Annotated in this window: 13 protein-coding genes; 6 read left to right on the forward strand and 7 right to left on the reverse strand. The window is 59.6% G+C overall.

Annotation, left to right across the window (positions count from 1 at the left end; translation table 11 throughout):
- Positions 1–5: 5 nt before the first annotated feature.
- Complete coding sequence (locus QRN20_RS07535) at positions 6–395, reverse strand: glutamine synthetase (RefSeq protein ID WP_096767389.1); 390 nt, start codon at positions 393–395, stop codon at positions 6–8.
- A 142-nt stretch (positions 396–537) separates the two neighbouring features.
- On the opposite strand from QRN20_RS07535, the gene zigA reads away from it, so the two are divergent.
- Together zigA and QRN20_RS07545 are read left to right on the forward strand one after the other, a co-directional pair.
- Positions 538–1,746 carry a zinc metallochaperone GTPase ZigA gene (gene zigA, locus QRN20_RS07540; RefSeq protein ID WP_122412653.1) on the forward strand — a complete coding sequence of 403 codons (1,209 nt, stop codon included), beginning with the start codon at positions 538–540 and terminating at the stop codon, positions 1,744–1,746.
- The gene (locus QRN20_RS07545; protein WP_122412652.1) at positions 1,746–2,396 is read left to right on the forward strand and encodes a DUF1826 domain-containing protein; all 651 of its coding nucleotides are present in this window, start codon (positions 1,746–1,748) and stop codon (positions 2,394–2,396) included. The genes zigA and QRN20_RS07545 overlap by 1 nt, the downstream gene beginning before the upstream one ends.
- Positions 2,397–2,402: 6 nt before the next feature.
- Here the strand turns inward: QRN20_RS07545 and QRN20_RS07550 are convergent, their stop codons facing one another.
- Positions 2,403–2,774 carry a hypothetical protein gene (locus tag QRN20_RS07550; protein ID WP_058430859.1) on the reverse strand — a complete coding sequence of 124 codons (372 nt, stop codon included), beginning with the start codon at positions 2,772–2,774 and terminating at the stop codon, positions 2,403–2,405.
- A gap of 52 nt (positions 2,775–2,826) precedes the next feature.
- Between QRN20_RS07550 and QRN20_RS07555 the strand changes: the two genes are divergently transcribed.
- Entirely contained in the window at positions 2,827–3,807 is a 981-nt protein-coding gene (locus tag QRN20_RS07555; protein WP_122412651.1) for a CobW family GTP-binding protein, read from the forward strand.
- A 199-nt stretch (positions 3,808–4,006) separates the two neighbouring features.
- Here QRN20_RS07555 and QRN20_RS07560 read toward each other — a convergent pair whose 3' ends face one another.
- Complete coding sequence (locus tag QRN20_RS07560) at positions 4,007–4,399, reverse strand: DUF3301 domain-containing protein (protein WP_004881684.1); 393 nt, start codon at positions 4,397–4,399, stop codon at positions 4,007–4,009.
- A gap of 114 nt (positions 4,400–4,513) precedes the next feature.
- Here QRN20_RS07560 and pdxY point away from each other — a divergent pair, with 114 nt between their 5' ends.
- Complete coding sequence (gene pdxY / locus QRN20_RS07565) at positions 4,514–5,380, forward strand: pyridoxal kinase PdxY (RefSeq protein WP_029244163.1); 867 nt, start codon at positions 4,514–4,516, stop codon at positions 5,378–5,380.
- A 47-nt stretch (positions 5,381–5,427) separates the two neighbouring features.
- On the opposite strand, the gene QRN20_RS07570 is transcribed toward pdxY, so the two are convergent.
- On the reverse strand, positions 5,428–5,913 hold the full coding sequence (locus QRN20_RS07570; RefSeq protein ID WP_004881681.1) for an acyl-CoA thioesterase: 486 nt from the start codon (positions 5,911–5,913) through the stop codon (positions 5,428–5,430).
- Positions 5,914–6,195: 282 nt separating this feature from the next.
- Here QRN20_RS07570 and QRN20_RS07575 point away from each other — a divergent pair, with 282 nt between their 5' ends.
- Entirely contained in the window at positions 6,196–7,962 is a 1,767-nt protein-coding gene (locus QRN20_RS07575) for a cation:proton antiporter (protein WP_029244162.1), read from the forward strand.
- Positions 7,963–8,002: 40 nt separating this feature from the next.
- On the opposite strand, the gene QRN20_RS07580 is transcribed toward QRN20_RS07575, so the two are convergent.
- From QRN20_RS07580 to uvrD, 3 genes are all read right to left on the reverse strand, one after another.
- Positions 8,003–8,410: an SMI1/KNR4 family protein gene (locus QRN20_RS07580; protein WP_004881680.1), complete on the reverse strand. Its 408-nt coding sequence runs from the start codon at positions 8,408–8,410 to the stop codon at positions 8,003–8,005.
- A 131-nt stretch (positions 8,411–8,541) separates the two neighbouring features.
- The gene (locus QRN20_RS07585; RefSeq protein WP_285360054.1) at positions 8,542–9,384 is read right to left on the reverse strand and encodes a Tim44 domain-containing protein; all 843 of its coding nucleotides are present in this window, start codon (positions 9,382–9,384) and stop codon (positions 8,542–8,544) included.
- Between the two features lie 415 nt (positions 9,385–9,799).
- A complete protein-coding gene (uvrD, locus tag QRN20_RS07590) occupies positions 9,800–11,983 on the reverse strand; it encodes a DNA helicase II (RefSeq protein WP_122412650.1) in 2,184 nt (727 codons plus the stop codon).
- Between the two features lie 288 nt (positions 11,984–12,271).
- Here uvrD and QRN20_RS07595 point away from each other — a divergent pair, with 288 nt between their 5' ends.
- Positions 12,272–14,764 (forward strand): putative bifunctional diguanylate cyclase/phosphodiesterase, encoded by a 2,493-nt coding sequence (locus QRN20_RS07595; RefSeq protein ID WP_285360055.1) that lies wholly within the window; start codon positions 12,272–12,274, stop codon positions 14,762–14,764.
- The last annotated feature ends 181 nt before the right edge of the window (positions 14,765–14,945 follow it).

Below are 14,945 nucleotides of genomic sequence, written 5' to 3' on the forward strand. Positions count from 1 at the left end.
CTGCATTACCTGCAGCCGTTCAGGCGGCTGCAGGTGATCTTGCTGCGCGTACCGTCCGAGCTTGAAACCCGTGTGATCGTCGTCCAGCCCACGCGCTGGATGGTGCCGATCCAGGCCTCGCCATCTGAAGCCAATCCCGTAAAGAACGTCAACTGGTCGTAGCGACTGTTGGTCTGCACCCAGTGGCGTTTATCCAGCACTTCATAGCCTCTCAACCAGGTTGTCTGCCCGGCTGTGGTGACGCTGTAGTGATTGCCTTGCGCATCACTGCACGCCAACACGGTGGCGCTGCGCGTGCACAGCGCAAGATCGGCGGCAGGCCGTGCACCGGCAGCCATTGCCTGTGTGCAGGCCAGAGCCAGTAATGCGATCAATCCTGCCGATAGCTGTTTCATGACGAACCCTTGAATGAGCGGTGTAGCTATTTTGTGTTGTTATACTATAACATTCGAGGATGATTAGAGCTGGCTGCCAGATGGATCAGTTGCAGCCAGTACGAACAGGGCTGAAGCCTTGCAGACTGGTTGGAGAGTCCTGATGTCGAACCGCTTACCCGTTACTGTGCTGTCCGGATTCCTCGGCGCTGGCAAGAGCACCTTACTCAATTACGTGCTGCGCAATCGTGAAAACCTGCGTGTGGCGGTCATCGTCAACGACATGAGCGAGATCAACATCGACGGCGGCGAAGTCCAGCGCGACGTCAGTCTGAACCGCGCCGAAGAAAAGCTTATCGAGATGAGCAACGGCTGCATCTGCTGCACCTTGCGCGAAGACCTGCTCGAGGAGGTCAGCCGCCTCGCTCAGGACGGGCGCTTCGATTATCTGCTGATCGAGTCCACCGGTATTTCCGAGCCATTGCCCGTGGCGGAAACCTTCACTTTTCGCGATGAGGCGGGCAAGAGCCTGACCGATCTGGCGCGTCTCGACACCATGGTAACGGTGGTCGACGGGGTGAATTTCCTGCTCGATTACGAAGCCGCCGACGGTCTGGACACGCGTGGTGAAACCCTGGGTGAAGACGATGACCGTTCGATTACCGACCTGCTGATCGAGCAGATCGAATTCGCCGACGTGATCCTGCTCAGCAAGATCGACCTGATCAGCTCCAGCGAGCGCGAAGAGCTGATGGCCATTCTGAAAAGCCTCAACGCTGACGCCGAAATCATTCCGATGGTGATGGGCGAGGTGCCGCTGGCGAAGATTCTCAACACCGGTCGTTTTGATTTCGAGCGTGCCTCTCAGGCTCCGGGCTGGCTCAAGGAACTGCGCGGCGAACACCTTCCGGAAACCGAGGAGTACGGCATCGCGTCCACGGCCTACCGGGCACGCCGACCGTTTCACCCGGAGCGATTCTTCGACTTCATCAACCGACCCTGGACCAACGGCAAGCTGCTGCGCTCCAAGGGCTTTTTCTGGCTGGCCAGCAAGTACAAGGACGCTGGCAGCTGGTCTCAGGCAGGCGGTTTGATGAGACACGGGTTTGCGGGCCGCTGGTGGCGTTTCGTCGCGCGAGAGAGCTGGCCTGAAGATCAGGAAAATGTTGCGTCCATCCTGGACAACTGGTCATCGGAGACTGGCGATTGCCGTCAGGAACTGGTGTTCATTGGCCAGAACATCGATTTTGACCAACTGACCGCTGAACTGGACGGCTGCCTGCTGACCGATGACGAGATGGCAGCAGGTTCCGAGCGCTGGCGCGCCCTGCGTGATCCGTTCGGTCCTTGGCACGAAGAGGTGGCTGCCTGATGCACGCTCATTTTCTGAAGTATCAACCGGCGATTCGGCAGGCCTGCGGGATTACGCCTGACGTATTGGGTGAAGTATTGGAAGACGGCGTCAACCTCGCCGTCTGGCAGCGTCGGTTACCGGCGCACATCGAAGACTTCGGCGCATTGCTCTTGTCGATGGGGCAGCCGCTGTCCGAGTCCTTGACCCTGGACGTGAAGGGCGGTGATCTGGAGCCGGATCTGCGTACGCTGGCGTCGGGCTACGCCGACCTGCAGGGGTATGACGGTTTCATCGCCGACGTCTCGTGGCTGGTCAGTGCCTACGCCTGCCTGCTGGGTGCCGACTGCGTGGGGCTGCGGTTGCGGGTGCTCGACAAGGCAATGTGTCCGCGCTTTCACGTCGATCACGTGCCTGTGCGTCTGATTACCACGTATGCCGGTTGTGGCAGTCAGTGGCTCAAGGAAGGTGATATTGATCGCAAGCAACTGGGTCGGGCGGAAGCCGAGCCGCTGGATGTCAGTGTCATCCAGCAGATCAATACCGCAGACGTGGCGCTGCTCAAGGGCGAGCGCTGGCGTGGAAACGAGGGTGCAGGTCTGGTGCATCGCTCGCCGGCACTTGAAGGCAACGAACGCAGGCTGATCCTTACGCTGGACTGGCTGGCCTAGCGTTGTTTACGGTGTGATCCACTGACCCTTGCTCTGGCCTTCGCAGAAAGGCTTGAGGTACAAGGCGTCACTGGCCACGCCGTAATAATGGATATGCTCGCGATAAGGCATGTTGGCGACCTGCGCATTACGGCAGACGCCGAACGCGCCGGTCGGGCATTCCTGCGAGTAGGCGACCTCGGTTTTCTGACCCGCCAGTTGCGGCTGGCAGAAGCTGTCGTGGAACAGGTTTGCCGGGATGTTGATATTCTCCTGACATACCTTTACATCAAGCCTCTCGGCCTGACTGTGCACCAGACACGCCTGCGCCCAGGTTTCACCTGAAGACAGTGCCAGCAGCATCAGTGCCAGACCGGCAGACAGCTTGATGGCTTGCAGGGTTACCTTTCCTTGCTCTTCAATCACGAACGCACTCTTAGAAATCATTGTCATGCTGCAGAACATTCCGACTCACGTCATCGGTGGCCCGCTGGGTGCCGGCAAGACCAGCCTGATCAGACAGTTGCTGGCCCAGAAGCCCTCCAGCGAGCGTTGGGCGGTGTTGATCAACGAATTCGGGCAGATTGGACTGGACGCCGCACTGTTGACCACGGCCGAGGATGGTATCGCACTTGGCGAAGTGGCTGGCGGCTGCCTGTGCTGTGTCAACGGCGTGCCTTTCCAGATCGGACTGGGTCGCCTGTTGCGCAAGGCCAGGCCTGATCGCCTGCTGATCGAGCCGTCCGGGCTGGGGCATCCTGCGCAACTCATGGCGCAGTTACGCGAGGCACCCTGGCTCGGCGTGCTTGATGTGCAGCCCAGTGTGATGGTGCTGGATGCGGCGGCGATGCATAACGGGCAGCCACTGGCCGAGACCCAGCAGGAGGCGTTGGTCATGGCGGGTTTACTGGTGATGAACAAATCCGAACAGTTGGAAGAGTCTTCCCGGCAGGCGCTGTCTGATGAGCTTGCTGGACATTCTCTGCTCTGGACGCGCTTTGGCGAACTTCCGCTAGATCGTCTACCCGGTTATTTACCGTCCACGCTTGTGGATAAAAGCAGTGTGGATAACCTGAACGTACCTCGCAGTATCGGCCAGTTACCCACTGTCTGGCCCGATCCCCGCGTGCCACTCTGTCTGAGCCATGGAGGAGGCGGCGGCTGGAGCATCGGCTGGCGCTGGCACCCGTCGCAACAATTCGATCTTCAGCGCGTGCTGCTCTGGCTTGAAAGCCTGAACTGGCAACGTGCGAAAATGGTTATCCACAGCGCTGGCGGCTGGTATTCAGGCAATGTTGCGCAAGGTGGGCGGCTGGCCTGGCAGCTCAGCGAATGGCGACAGGACTCGCGTCTGGAGTTGATCTTCTCGACACCTCAGGATGCGGAAGTGTTGCAGACGCAGATGATGGGATGCCTATTGGCAGCCACATGACGGGGAAGTGTCTGTGGCATGGCGCGGTCTTACAGCTGGCAGGAAACTGTGGGAGGCGGCTTGCCGGCGATGCAGTCAACGAGGTACGTCAGGAAAGCCGCGTCATCGTTCATCGCCGGCAAGCCGCCTCCCACGGTCCGGTGTTTGCTGCGCGCTAGCGCCAAGTCGACACGTGGTGGTGCTCCCACAAAAACAGCGCCTACTGCTTCCACTTCTGATGCGACTGACGCCATTCACTCATCTGGATGATTTCGGCGCTGGGCGGTGGCGTCTTGATTTCGAACGGGTAGGGCGCCAGTTCGATCTGGGCAGTGTGTGCACCGAACATGGTGATGGTGCCGGGATGACGCTGCTCACCGGTGACGGTGAATTCGAAGCCATAGACCCTGGCGAGCCGCTTGTGGCCCTGGGCATCACGTGCAAAGGTGAGGCGGCGCAGAGCCACGTTGCCATCCAGCAATTCGAGCTCGAGGCGGGCGCAGTGCTGTTTGACGCGTTCCAGCGCTTTCTCGCGCAGACCATGGGCGTGCCACCACCAGGCCGCAGCGCTTGCGAACAGCATCAGCACGAAAATGTTTCCCAGGGTCAGCATGACGGAGTGCTCCAGCAAAGGAGCCACCAGCTTAACTGTCCTGAGTGATTTACAGCCATACTGTGCGACTTATATTTCTCATTACTGCATTTGCATCGTGTTCAGGATATTCCCATGAAACGTACACCCCACTTGCTCGCTATCCAGTCCCATGTGGTCTTCGGCCACGCAGGCAATAGTGCGGCGGTGTTTCCGATGCAACGTATCGGTGTCAATGTCTGGCCGCTCAACACGGTTCAGTTCTCCAACCACACGCAGTACAAGCAGTGGACCGGCGAAGTGCTGGCCCCGCAGCAGATTCCGGCCCTGATCGACGGCATTGCCGCCATCGGCGAGCTGGGTAACTGCGATGCCGTGCTTTCCGGCTATCTGGGCAGCGCCGCGCAAGGGCGTGCCATCCTGACCGGTGTTGCACGCATCAAGGCGGCCAATCCCAAGGCACTGTATCTGTGTGATCCGGTGATGGGGCATCCCGAGAAAGGGTGCATCGTCCCGGCTGAAGTCAGCGACTTTCTGCTGGAAGAGGCCGCCGCCATGGCCGACTTCCTGTGCCCCAACCAGTTGGAGCTGGACAGCTTCTCGGGGCGCAAGCCTGAGTCGCTGCTCGATTGCCTGGGGATGGCCAAGGCGCTGCTGGCACGTGGCCCGAAAGCTGTAGTGGTCAAGCATCTGGATTACCCCGGCAAGGCGGCCGACGGCTTTGAAATGTTGCTGGTGACCGCCGAGGCCAGTTGGCACCTGCGACGTCCATTGCTGGCTTTCCCGCGTCAGCCGGTGGGTGTGGGTGATCTGACCTCGGGCCTGTTCCTGTCGCGCATCCTGCTGGGCGATAATCTGGTCGCAGCGTTCGAATTTACTGCATCCGCCGTGCACGAAGTGCTGCTGGAAACCCAGGCGTGCGGCAGTTACGAACTGGAATTGGTTCGTGCTCAGGACCGTATCGCTCATCCGCGGGTACGTTTCGAAGCGGTCAGGCTGTAACGGCCGACAAAGGCTGCGGCTCGGGCATCCCTGCCTGAGTCCGTTCGTTACAGCGCTTCTTCCTTGATTTCCTGGTAACGCTTTTCCAGTTCCTGACGGAGCTGGCGGCGTTGCTGCGCCTGGATGTAACGACGCTTGGCGTCAGGGCTTTCCGGTTCCAATGGCGGGACGCTGGCCGGTTTGCGGTTGTCGTCCACTGCCACCATGGTGAAGAAGCAGCTGTTGGAGTGGCGTACCGAGCGCTCGCGGATGTTTTCGGTCACCACTTTGATGCCGACCTCCATCGAGGTGTTGCCGGTGTAGTTCACCGATGCCAGGAAGGTCACCAGTTCGCCGACATGCACCGGCTCTCGGAAGATCACCTGGTCCACGGACAACGTGACCACATAGCGACCGGCATAGCGGCTTGCGCACGCGTAAGCCACTTCATCCAGGTACTTGAGTAACGTACCGCCGTGCACGTTGCCAGAGAAGTTGGCCATGTCCGGGGTCATCAATACAGTCATCGACAGCTGGGCGTTTCCGGGTTCCATAGCGTACTCACACGGTCAAGGTGGTCAAAGACGCCTATGCTGGCGCTCAAGGTGTAGTTATCGGGACGCTGGCCATTCACTGCCCGTCACGCGTCATTCCATCTGTTTCCATATATTGCACCGGCTTTTTGTCGAGGAGTGCAGTGTTAACCTTCAAAAACCCGTGGATCGGGTTTTTTCCTACGTTTGCGTCAGATTTGGATGACGAAATTTCGGCAGGTGGCGCGGCAAGCGCGTCCAGTACCGGTCAAGGAACTCATCACCCAAAGGAGCCACACCCCAATGCATGCCATCAATTTCATTCAGGACCTGGCAGTGATCATGCTGGTGGCAGGCGTGGTGACCATTCTATTCCACCGTCTGCGACAGCCCGTGGTGCTGGGCTATATCGTTGCGGGCTTCATCATCGGGCCGCACACACCGCCTTTCAGCCTGATCCACGATGAAGACACCATCAAGACCCTCGCCGAGCTGGGGGTGATCTTCCTGATGTTCTGCCTGGGCCTTGAGTTCAGTTTGCGCAAACTGTTCAAGGTCGGTGCCACGGCATTCATTGCCGCGTTTCTCGAAATCGCCCTGATGATCTGGATCGGCTACGAGATCGGCCAGTTCTTCGGCTGGAAAACCATGGACTCGCTGTTTCTGGGCGCGATTCTGGCAATCTCCTCGACCACCATCATCGTCAAGGCGCTCAACGACCTGAAGATGAAGAACGAGCGCTTTGCTCAGTTGATCTTCGGGGTGCTGATTGTCGAAGACATCCTCGGCATTGGCATCATTGCGCTGTTGTCCGGCATTGCGGTCAGCGGATCGGTCAGCTCCGGCGAGGTGTTCTCGACCGTCGGCAAGCTGTCACTGTTCATGATCGTCGCGCTGGTGATCGGCATTTTGCTGGTGCCGCGCGTGCTGGCCTACGTGGCCAGATTCGAAAGCAACGAAATGCTGCTGGTGACGGTGCTGGGCCTGTGTTTCGGTTTCTGCCTGCTGGTCGTCAAGCTGGAATACAGCATGGTGCTGGGCGCTTTCCTGATCGGTGCGATCATGGCCGAATCCAGGGAGCTGATAAAAATCGAGCGCCTGATCGAGCCCATCCGGGACATGTTCAGTGCGATTTTCTTTGTGGCCATCGGCCTGATGATCGACCCGAATATCCTGTTGGCCTACGCCTGGCCCATCGCCGTGATTACCGTTGCGGTGGTGCTGGGCAAGATGCTGTCCTGTGGGCTGGGCGCGTTTCTCGCCGGTAACGATGGCCGGACCTCGCTGCGGGTAGGCATGGGGCTGTCACAGATTGGCGAGTTTTCTTTCATCATCGCGGCATTGGGCATGACGCTGCAGGTGACCAGCGACTTCCTCTATCCAGTAGCGGTCGCCGTGTCGGCCATCACGACCCTGCTGACGCCGTACCTGATTCGTGGTGCCGATCCGCTGTCGAACAAGCTCGCCATGATGGTGCCCGGGCGCGTTGCTCGGGTGTTCAACATGTACGGTGAATGGCTGCGCAGTATCCAGCCACAGGGAGAAGGCGCGGTGCTGGCGCAGATAATCCGTCGCATCCTGCTGCAGGTCGGCGTGAATCTGGCGCTGGTGATGGCGATCTTCTTCAGCGGTGGGTATTTCGCCGAGCGCATTGGCGGCTACATAAGCGAATGGGTCGGGGATGTCAGCTATCAGAAGGCGTTGATCTGCGGTGCTGCGCTACTGCTGTCGTTGCCGTTCCTGATTGCGGCATATCGCAAGCTCAAGGCGCTGTCGATGCTGCTCGCAGAGATGGGCGTCAAACCGGAGATGGCGGGGCGTCATACCGTGCGGGTGCGCAAGGTCCTGGCCGAAGTCATTCCGTTGCTTTCGCTGGCGTTGATTTTCGTCATGCTGGCTGCGTTGTCAGCCAGTATTCTGCCCGCCAACGAACTGTTGCTGGTCATCACGCTGGTGGCAGCGCTTGTCGCTGCGCTGCTGTGGCGCTGGTTCATCCGGGTGCATACGCGCATGCAACTGGCGCTGATAGAGACATTGGGTAACAACAATCCTGAGTCATCCGGGCATTGAGCCCGGTGACACACATTCGGTAGGCATGGCTCTACGGGTATCAGCTTTCCAGCCAGACGTCCCGCGCCCAGTGCCAGACCGATTCCCAGCTTTCTTCGGTGACCAGTTCTTCTTCGGCGGACCACAACAGCACAGTGCCGTCTTCTTCGACGCAGTAGTAGTCGTCGCCGTCCTGGCAGATAGGAATCAGCTCGCGCGGTACACCATCATCCCAGGCGGTTGCGGCCACATCCGGCAGGTAGGTGTGCGACTGCGGGTCAGTGACCGTGACGGGCTCGAGGCTGCCGTACACCACGTCGCTGACCGTCAGGAGAAATTCCTTGAAGACGAACGGGATGTTGATGAACAGCTGTTCCTCGATTTCGACCAACAGGTCTTCATCGGGCAGTTCGAGCGGAACCGGAACCGGTTCGTTTGCTTCACGCAATTGTTCGATGACTTCTTCCACGACACGGATCCTCTTACTTGATGGCGCGGGTTATACAGTAGCGTAAAGCCTTTCTCAAAATAACTATCCGAACGGATAAACAAAAAACCCCGGACATGTCCGGGGTTCTGAACGCAATAACGGAATCTGGTTCAACCGTTCTGGCGAATTCCCGCGACCAGCCATGGCTGGTTGTCGCCTTGCGCACGTTCCATGTTCCAGCTTTCGCTGAACACTTCGCCCTGATCAAAGCGCGACGTTTTGGAAACGCCCGAGAAGGTCAGGGTCGCAATCGTCTTGTCGGCACGATCATCCACACCGTCCAGCTGGACGTTGAGGTTATCGATGTAAGTCGACTGGAAACCATCGCCCAGGTCCGCACGTTCCTTTTTCAGGAACTGGAGCATTTGCGGGGTAACGAACTCGGCAATCTTGTCCATCTCGTTGGCGTCCCAGTGCTGCTGCAGCGACTGGAAGTGGCTGCGAGCGGCTTCAAGGAAGCGTTCCTCGTTGAACCAGGCAGGCGCGTTGATCACCGGCGCTGCGGAAGCGGCCGGGCTGCTGCCGAAGATCGGGTTTTGCGCAGGCAGGCTGGCTTCGCGCTGATACGGCGCACCGGCACCGGCCATTTTCGGCTGTTGCTGCTGACGTCTGCGCGCAATGAAGCGGAAGATCAGGAAGGCGAGGAGGCCCACGATCAGAATGTCGAACAGTTGCAGGCCCTGGAAGCCGTCGCCCATGAACATGGCTGCCAGCAGGCCACCGGCAGCGATGCCGGCCAATGGACCCAGCCAGCGGGATGCGCCGCTGGCGGCAGGTGTCGGGCGACCGGCAGCGTTAGGGGCTGCGGCAGGCGTGGAAGGCGCAGTCTGGCGCGCCTGATGGGTCGGTGCCGAGCCCATGCTCTTGCCACCACCGAAACGCGCGGCGTTCACATCCAGGCTCAGAGTGAGCCCGATGCACAGCGCCATCGCGAAGCTAAGAAAACGTTGCATATGGGTATTCCCGTTTTGTGATTGCACGCGCGTCATGTTGCACAGCACATGGCTGCATGACCAGCACGTTAATGTTTCGGACTTTTACACAAACAGCGTAAGACATTTCTTTACGGCTTGTGGGGTTGGTCGTCTGCGCGTTCAGTTATACGCGTGTACAGCTGAATGAAAGCACAACCCGGATTGATGGTGGACTAAGTCCATGCTCCAAGTGGGCGTGTTGTCACGGAGATATGTGTCGCATTCCAGAGCGGACGCGGAGCGTCCTGAGCGGCGTTACCACGCTGGAGCGTGGGAGCGATCAGCGTGATCTCAAGCACACCGATCCTGCCCATGCTCCGCGTGGGCATGTAGCCCGTGACGCTCTGCGTCACCTTGAAGGGCGGACGCAGAACGCAGGGACAATCAGATCCGATTACAACGCCACCAGCTTCGCGTAGCCCATCATCAGCCACTTGCTGCCCTCGGCGAAGTTGACCTGCACGCGGGCCTGGGCGCCAGCACCCTCGAAGTTGAGGATCACGCCTTCGCCGAAGACGGCATGCTGCACGCGCTGGCCCAGGGTGAACTCGGTTTCCGGGATGCCTGTACCAGTGAACAGGCTGCTGTTATTGACCTTCTGCGTGCCGCCGAATGGTCGGCTCACGCTGTTGGACAAGCGCACTTCCTGAATCAGCGCGGGCGGGATTTCGCGTACGAAACGCGAGACCTTGTTGTAGGTCTCGCTGCCGTACAGGCGACGCGTCTCGGCGTAGGTCATGACCAGTTGCTGCATGGCGCGGGTAATGCCGACGTAAGCCAGACGGCGCTCCTCTTCAAGACGGCCGGGCTCTTCCAGGCTCATCTTGTGCGGGAACAATCCCTCTTCCATGCCCACCAGGAACACGTGCGGAAACTCCAGACCCTTGGCGCTGTGCAGCGTCATCAGCTGGATGCTTTCTTCGTGCTCCTGGGCCTGAGTGTCACCGGCTTCCAGCGACGCATGCCCGAGGAAGGCCGCCAGCGGGGTCAGGTCTTCTTCACTTTCGCTGTTCTCGAAAGCGCGCGCGGCGCTGACCAGTTCCTCAAGGTTTTCTACCCGGGCCTGGCCTTTCTCGCCTTTTTCCTGCTCGTGATAGGTGATCAGCCCGGACTGCTCGATGACGGTCTGGGTCATCAGGTGCAGCGGCATGTCCATGACCTTGGCCGACAGGTTCTCGATCAGCTCGATGAACCCGCCCAGCGCAGTCGCCGCACGGCCGGTCAGGCCTTTATTGGCGACCAGCAGGCGCATCGCTTCCCACATCGACACGTCGGCATGACGGGCATGTTCACGAATCGCTTCAACGGTCTTTTCACCGATGCCGCGCGCCGGAACGTTGATGACCCGCTCAAGCGCCGCGTCGTTGCCGCGACCTTCCAGCAAGCGCAGATACGCCATGGCGTTCTTGATCTCGGCGCGTTCGAAGAATCGCTGGCCGCCGTAGATACGGTATGGAATGCGTTCGCGCAGCAGGGCTTCTTCCAGCACCCGCGACTGGGCGTTGGAGCGGTAGAGAATGGCGATGTCGTTACGCGAGATACCGGTCTTGAGCACGCTCTCGATGGTCTCGACCACATAACGCGCTTCATCGTGTTCGTTGAAGGCGGCATACAGGCTGATCAGCTCGCCGTCGCCGACATCGGTCCACAGCTCTTTACCCAGGCGGCCGCTGTTGTTGACGATCAAGCCGTTGGCCGCTTTGAGGATGCTCGCCGTGGAGCGGTAGTTCTGCTCCAGACGGATGACTTCGGTATCCGGGAAGTCGGACGAATACTGGTGAATGTTCTCGATCTTCGCGCCGCGCCAGCCGTAGATGGACTGATCGTCGTCGCCGACCACCATCAGGCTGTCGCCACCCTGAGCCAACAGACGCAACCAGGCGTACTGCACGGCGTTGGTGTCCTGGAATTCGTCCACCAGCACGTGGCGGAAGCGGCGCTGATAGTGCGCCAGCAGACCGGGGTTGTCGCGCCACAGGTCGAGCGCGCGCAGCAGCAGTTCGGAGAAGTCGATCACGCCGGCACGTTGGCAGGCCGCCTCATAGGCTTCATAGATGCTGCGCATGGTGGTCAGGAACAGGTCGCCGCTGGCCTGAATGTGCTGCGGACGCAGCCCTTCGTCTTTCTGGCCATTGATGAACCACTGCGCCTGACGGGCAGGCCAGCGTTGCTCGTCCAGACCCAGCTCGCGGATCACGCGTTTGACCAGACGTTGCTGGTCGTCGCTGTCCAGAATCTGAAAGGTCTGCACCAGCCCGGCTTCCTGCCAGTGCGCCCGCAGCAGGCGGTGCGCCAGGCCGTGGAACGTTCCGACCCACATGCCTGCCGGGCTGATGCCCATCAGTTGCTCGATGCGATGGCGCATCTCGGCGGCGGCCTTGTTGGTGAACGTCACCGACAGGACCGAGTGCGGGGAGGCTTGCTCGACCTGCATCAGCCAGGCGATGCGATGCACCAGCACACGGGTTTTGCCGGAGCCAGCACCGGCCAGGACCAACTGACGACCCAGGGAGGCGGCTACGGCCTGACGCTGGGCATCGTTGAGGGAATTAAGAAGAAGAGAGAGATCATCGCGCATCGGCGCATTCTAGGGTGCTGCGTCATGGTGGGCAAACCATGCTTTGCGTGGGGCAATAAAAAATCGTTGGGGCTGACGACCGGTCGGTCGGTGCAGAGAGCGTTGCGCGCCGTGCCTTGAGCGAGGGCAGATCACTCAGGGCGGTGGCATATTGATATTTTTGTTTGGTCCGGCAGTTTGGTCTGCTCAAGGCCTTGTGTATGCTCCGCACACGCTCAGGGCCAAGACCCCTTTTGAACGCTCCTGACCGGGCGCATGCGGGGTCTGATCAACGATAAGAACGACGCCATGACATACCGTTTCAGCGCTGGCGAGGTCCTTGAAAACACTCGCCGCGACCTCTACCGGCAGTTCGCCGCGCCCTTGGCGCTCGAACGCACACGTCTTCTTTATCAGGGCTCACTGCTGCCGACACTGTTCATGTTTCTGAACGGTCTTGTCTGTGCCTGGCTGCTCTGGGGCGCCGAGCGCTATCTGCTGGTGTGGATCTGGCTGGGCTGGCTGTCTGCGCTGGTTTGCCTGCGGATCATTCAGGTCGCCGCGTTCGAAGCGGCCTCCAGAGAGCGTCAGGCGCAACCGGTCTGGCGCAGGATGTTTCTCATGGGGGCCTGTGTCAGTGGCCTGACCCTGGCCGCTGCCGCAGTGGTGCTGGTCCCGGTGGAAAACTTTGAACAGCAGGCCTGGGTGTTCGGCCTGATCGGCGCTGCGATCCTGTCTGCCAGCGTCGCCTACGCCGTCAGCATTTCCGCGTTTCTGGTGTTCAGCCTGTCTTGTTTGCTGCCCCCGATCCTGTACCTGTTCTGGGGTGGTGACATTCCGTTTCGCGGCTGGGGATGGCTCGGCCTGATTCTGTTGTTTGCCTTGAGCGTGGTGGCGTGGCAGGTCAATCGTCTGCTGGAGCGCAGCCTGTTGAGGCGCTTCCAGAATCAGGCCCTGATTGAGCACCTGCAGCAGGCGCAGGCGACCAGTGATGCGCTCAATACCGAGCTGGCTCATGAAATCGATCAGCGCTGCGAAGCCGAGCGCGGTCTGAGGGAGGCGCAGATCGGGCTGGAGGATCGCGTGGCCCAGCGCACGCTTGAACTGGAGGAAGCCAATCAGGCGTTGAGCAAGAGCCCGCCGCGTCTGGCGGCCACCGTGTTCGACGCCGCCAGCGAAGGCATAGTGATCTTCGATCCGGACTACTGCATCCTCACGGTGAATCAGGCCTTTAGCCGGGTCAGTGGGTATCAGCCGGAAGATGTGATCGGACGCCGAGTGACCGACATTGCCAGCAGCCGCGATGCGCGCCGTCACTTTCAAGCCATTCATCAATCTCTGGAACAGACCGGTCGATGGCAAGGCGAGCTGGTCGAAGCACGCAAGAACGGTGAGCTGTATCCGCAATGGCTGCAGTTGAACGTTGTGCTCGATAAGGCAGGGAAACTAAGCCACATTGTCGGCTTCTTCTCCGATCTTTCATCGCGCCGTGCGGCAGAGGAGCGCATGCGCTATCTGACGCATTTCGATGAGCTGACCGGGCTGGCCAACCGTTCGCTGTTCAACGAACGGCTGCGTGAGGCTCGCGAGCGTGTCCGGTCGGGAGGCAGAAGTCTGGCGTTGCTGCATATCAATCTCGACCGCTTCAAATTGCTCAACGAAAGTCTGGGTCATGAAATCGCTGATCAATTGCTCAGGCACGTTGCACGTCGCTTGAGTAGCGCCATGCCGGAAGCCGACACCATCGCCAGGCTTTCCGGTGATGAGTTCGCCGTACTGTTTGACGGCTACTCGAACCTGTCCAGCCTTGCCCGCGTAACCAATCGCCTGCTGGGCAAATTGCGCGTACCGCTGTCGGTGGCAGGTCACGAACTGGTGATCAGCGCATCGGTGGGCATCAGCCTGCTGTCGGACTCGGCCCGTGAGGTCTCGGCACTGGTGAGTCAGGCGAACATGGCGATGCAGCATGCCAAACATCTGGGCGGCAACAACTTTCAGTTTTTTACCCAGAGCCTGCAGGCCAGCACGCTCGAGCGCCTGCAGCTTGAAATTCAACTGCGCAGGGCTGTCGACGAACAGCAACTCCAGGTCTTCTATCAGCCCAAGCTGTGTCTCAGGACAGGGCGCCTGGATTCTGCCGAAGCCTTGGTGCGCTGGCACCATCCGCAGCGCGGCATGGTTGCGCCGGGTGAGTTCATCGGGCTTGCCGAGGAAACCGGGCTGATCAGTGCCATCGGCGAGTTCGTGCTGCGCAAGGCCTGTTGGCAGGCGTGTGAGTGGCAGCGCCAGGGCATGGCGCCGATCAGGGTGTCGGTCAATCTGTCAGTGCATCAGTTGCGTCAGGGAAAACTGGTGAGCCTGGTTCGCCAGGTGCTTGAGGAAACCGGACTGGCACCGCAATGGCTGGAACTGGAGCTGACCGAAAGCCAGTTGCTCGACAGCGTCGAACACATCATTGTGACCTTTCAACAGTTGCGCGACCTGGGCGTAAAACTGGCCATCGACGATTTCGGCACCGGCTACTCTTCATTGAGCTACCTGCGACGGTTTCCGGTGGACTACGTGAAAATCGACCGTGCATTCATCAGCGGGTTGGGCGATGGCACCGAAGACGCCGCCATCATTCAGGCGATTATCTCCATGGCCCACAGCCTGGGTTTGAAGGTGGTTGCCGAAGGCGTGGAAAACCAGAGCCAGCTGGAATTTCTCAGGAGCCATGGCTGTGATGAAGTGCAGGGTTATCTGATCAGTCGCCCGATCGAAGCGACTGCGATGGCTGGAATTCTGCTTCAATCATTTTAAGCCGACAGTCATAGGCGGGAAAATTTTGCGGATGTAGGATTATTCCCACATATTTTTATGATTTGCCCTTCTAAATGCAGCGCTAGACGTTTCACGTTCGTTTAACTGGGCGTCTCGCAGGTCATGTAGTATAACTACAAGAAAGCTACAACCCGCCCACCGCTTCATTATCGAGTCTGCC

The organism is Pseudomonas sp. fls2-241-TYG-175 (assembly GCF_030209155.1).
GTDB lineage: Bacteria > Pseudomonadota > Gammaproteobacteria > Pseudomonadales > Pseudomonadaceae > Aquipseudomonas > Aquipseudomonas viridiflava.

What these genes read in the sequence shown, in the direction of transcription:
- QRN20_RS07535 (WP_096767389.1), bottom strand. Translation starts at nt 395, where the DNA reads ATGAAACAGCTATCGGCAGGATTGATCGCATTACTGGCTCTGGCCTGC.
- zigA (WP_122412653.1), top strand. Translation starts at nt 538, where the DNA reads ATGTCGAACCGCTTACCCGTTACTGTGCTGTCCGGATTCCTCGGCGCT.
- QRN20_RS07545 (WP_122412652.1), top strand. Translation starts at nt 1,746, where the DNA reads ATGCACGCTCATTTTCTGAAGTATCAACCGGCGATTCGGCAGGCCTGC.
- QRN20_RS07555 (WP_122412651.1), top strand. Translation starts at nt 2,827, where the DNA reads ATGCTGCAGAACATTCCGACTCACGTCATCGGTGGCCCGCTGGGTGCC.
- QRN20_RS07560 (WP_004881684.1), bottom strand. Translation starts at nt 4,399, where the DNA reads ATGCTGACCCTGGGAAACATTTTCGTGCTGATGCTGTTCGCAAGCGCT.
- pdxY (WP_029244163.1), top strand. Translation starts at nt 4,514, where the DNA reads ATGAAACGTACACCCCACTTGCTCGCTATCCAGTCCCATGTGGTCTTC.
- QRN20_RS07570 (WP_004881681.1), bottom strand. Translation starts at nt 5,913, where the DNA reads ATGGAACCCGGAAACGCCCAGCTGTCGATGACTGTATTGATGACCCCG.
- QRN20_RS07575 (WP_029244162.1), top strand. Translation starts at nt 6,196, where the DNA reads ATGCATGCCATCAATTTCATTCAGGACCTGGCAGTGATCATGCTGGTG.
- QRN20_RS07585 (WP_285360054.1), bottom strand. Translation starts at nt 9,384, where the DNA reads ATGCAACGTTTTCTTAGCTTCGCGATGGCGCTGTGCATCGGGCTCACT.
- uvrD (WP_122412650.1), bottom strand. Translation starts at nt 11,983, where the DNA reads ATGCGCGATGATCTCTCTCTTCTTCTTAATTCCCTCAACGATGCCCAG.
- QRN20_RS07595 (WP_285360055.1), top strand. Translation starts at nt 12,272, where the DNA reads ATGACATACCGTTTCAGCGCTGGCGAGGTCCTTGAAAACACTCGCCGC.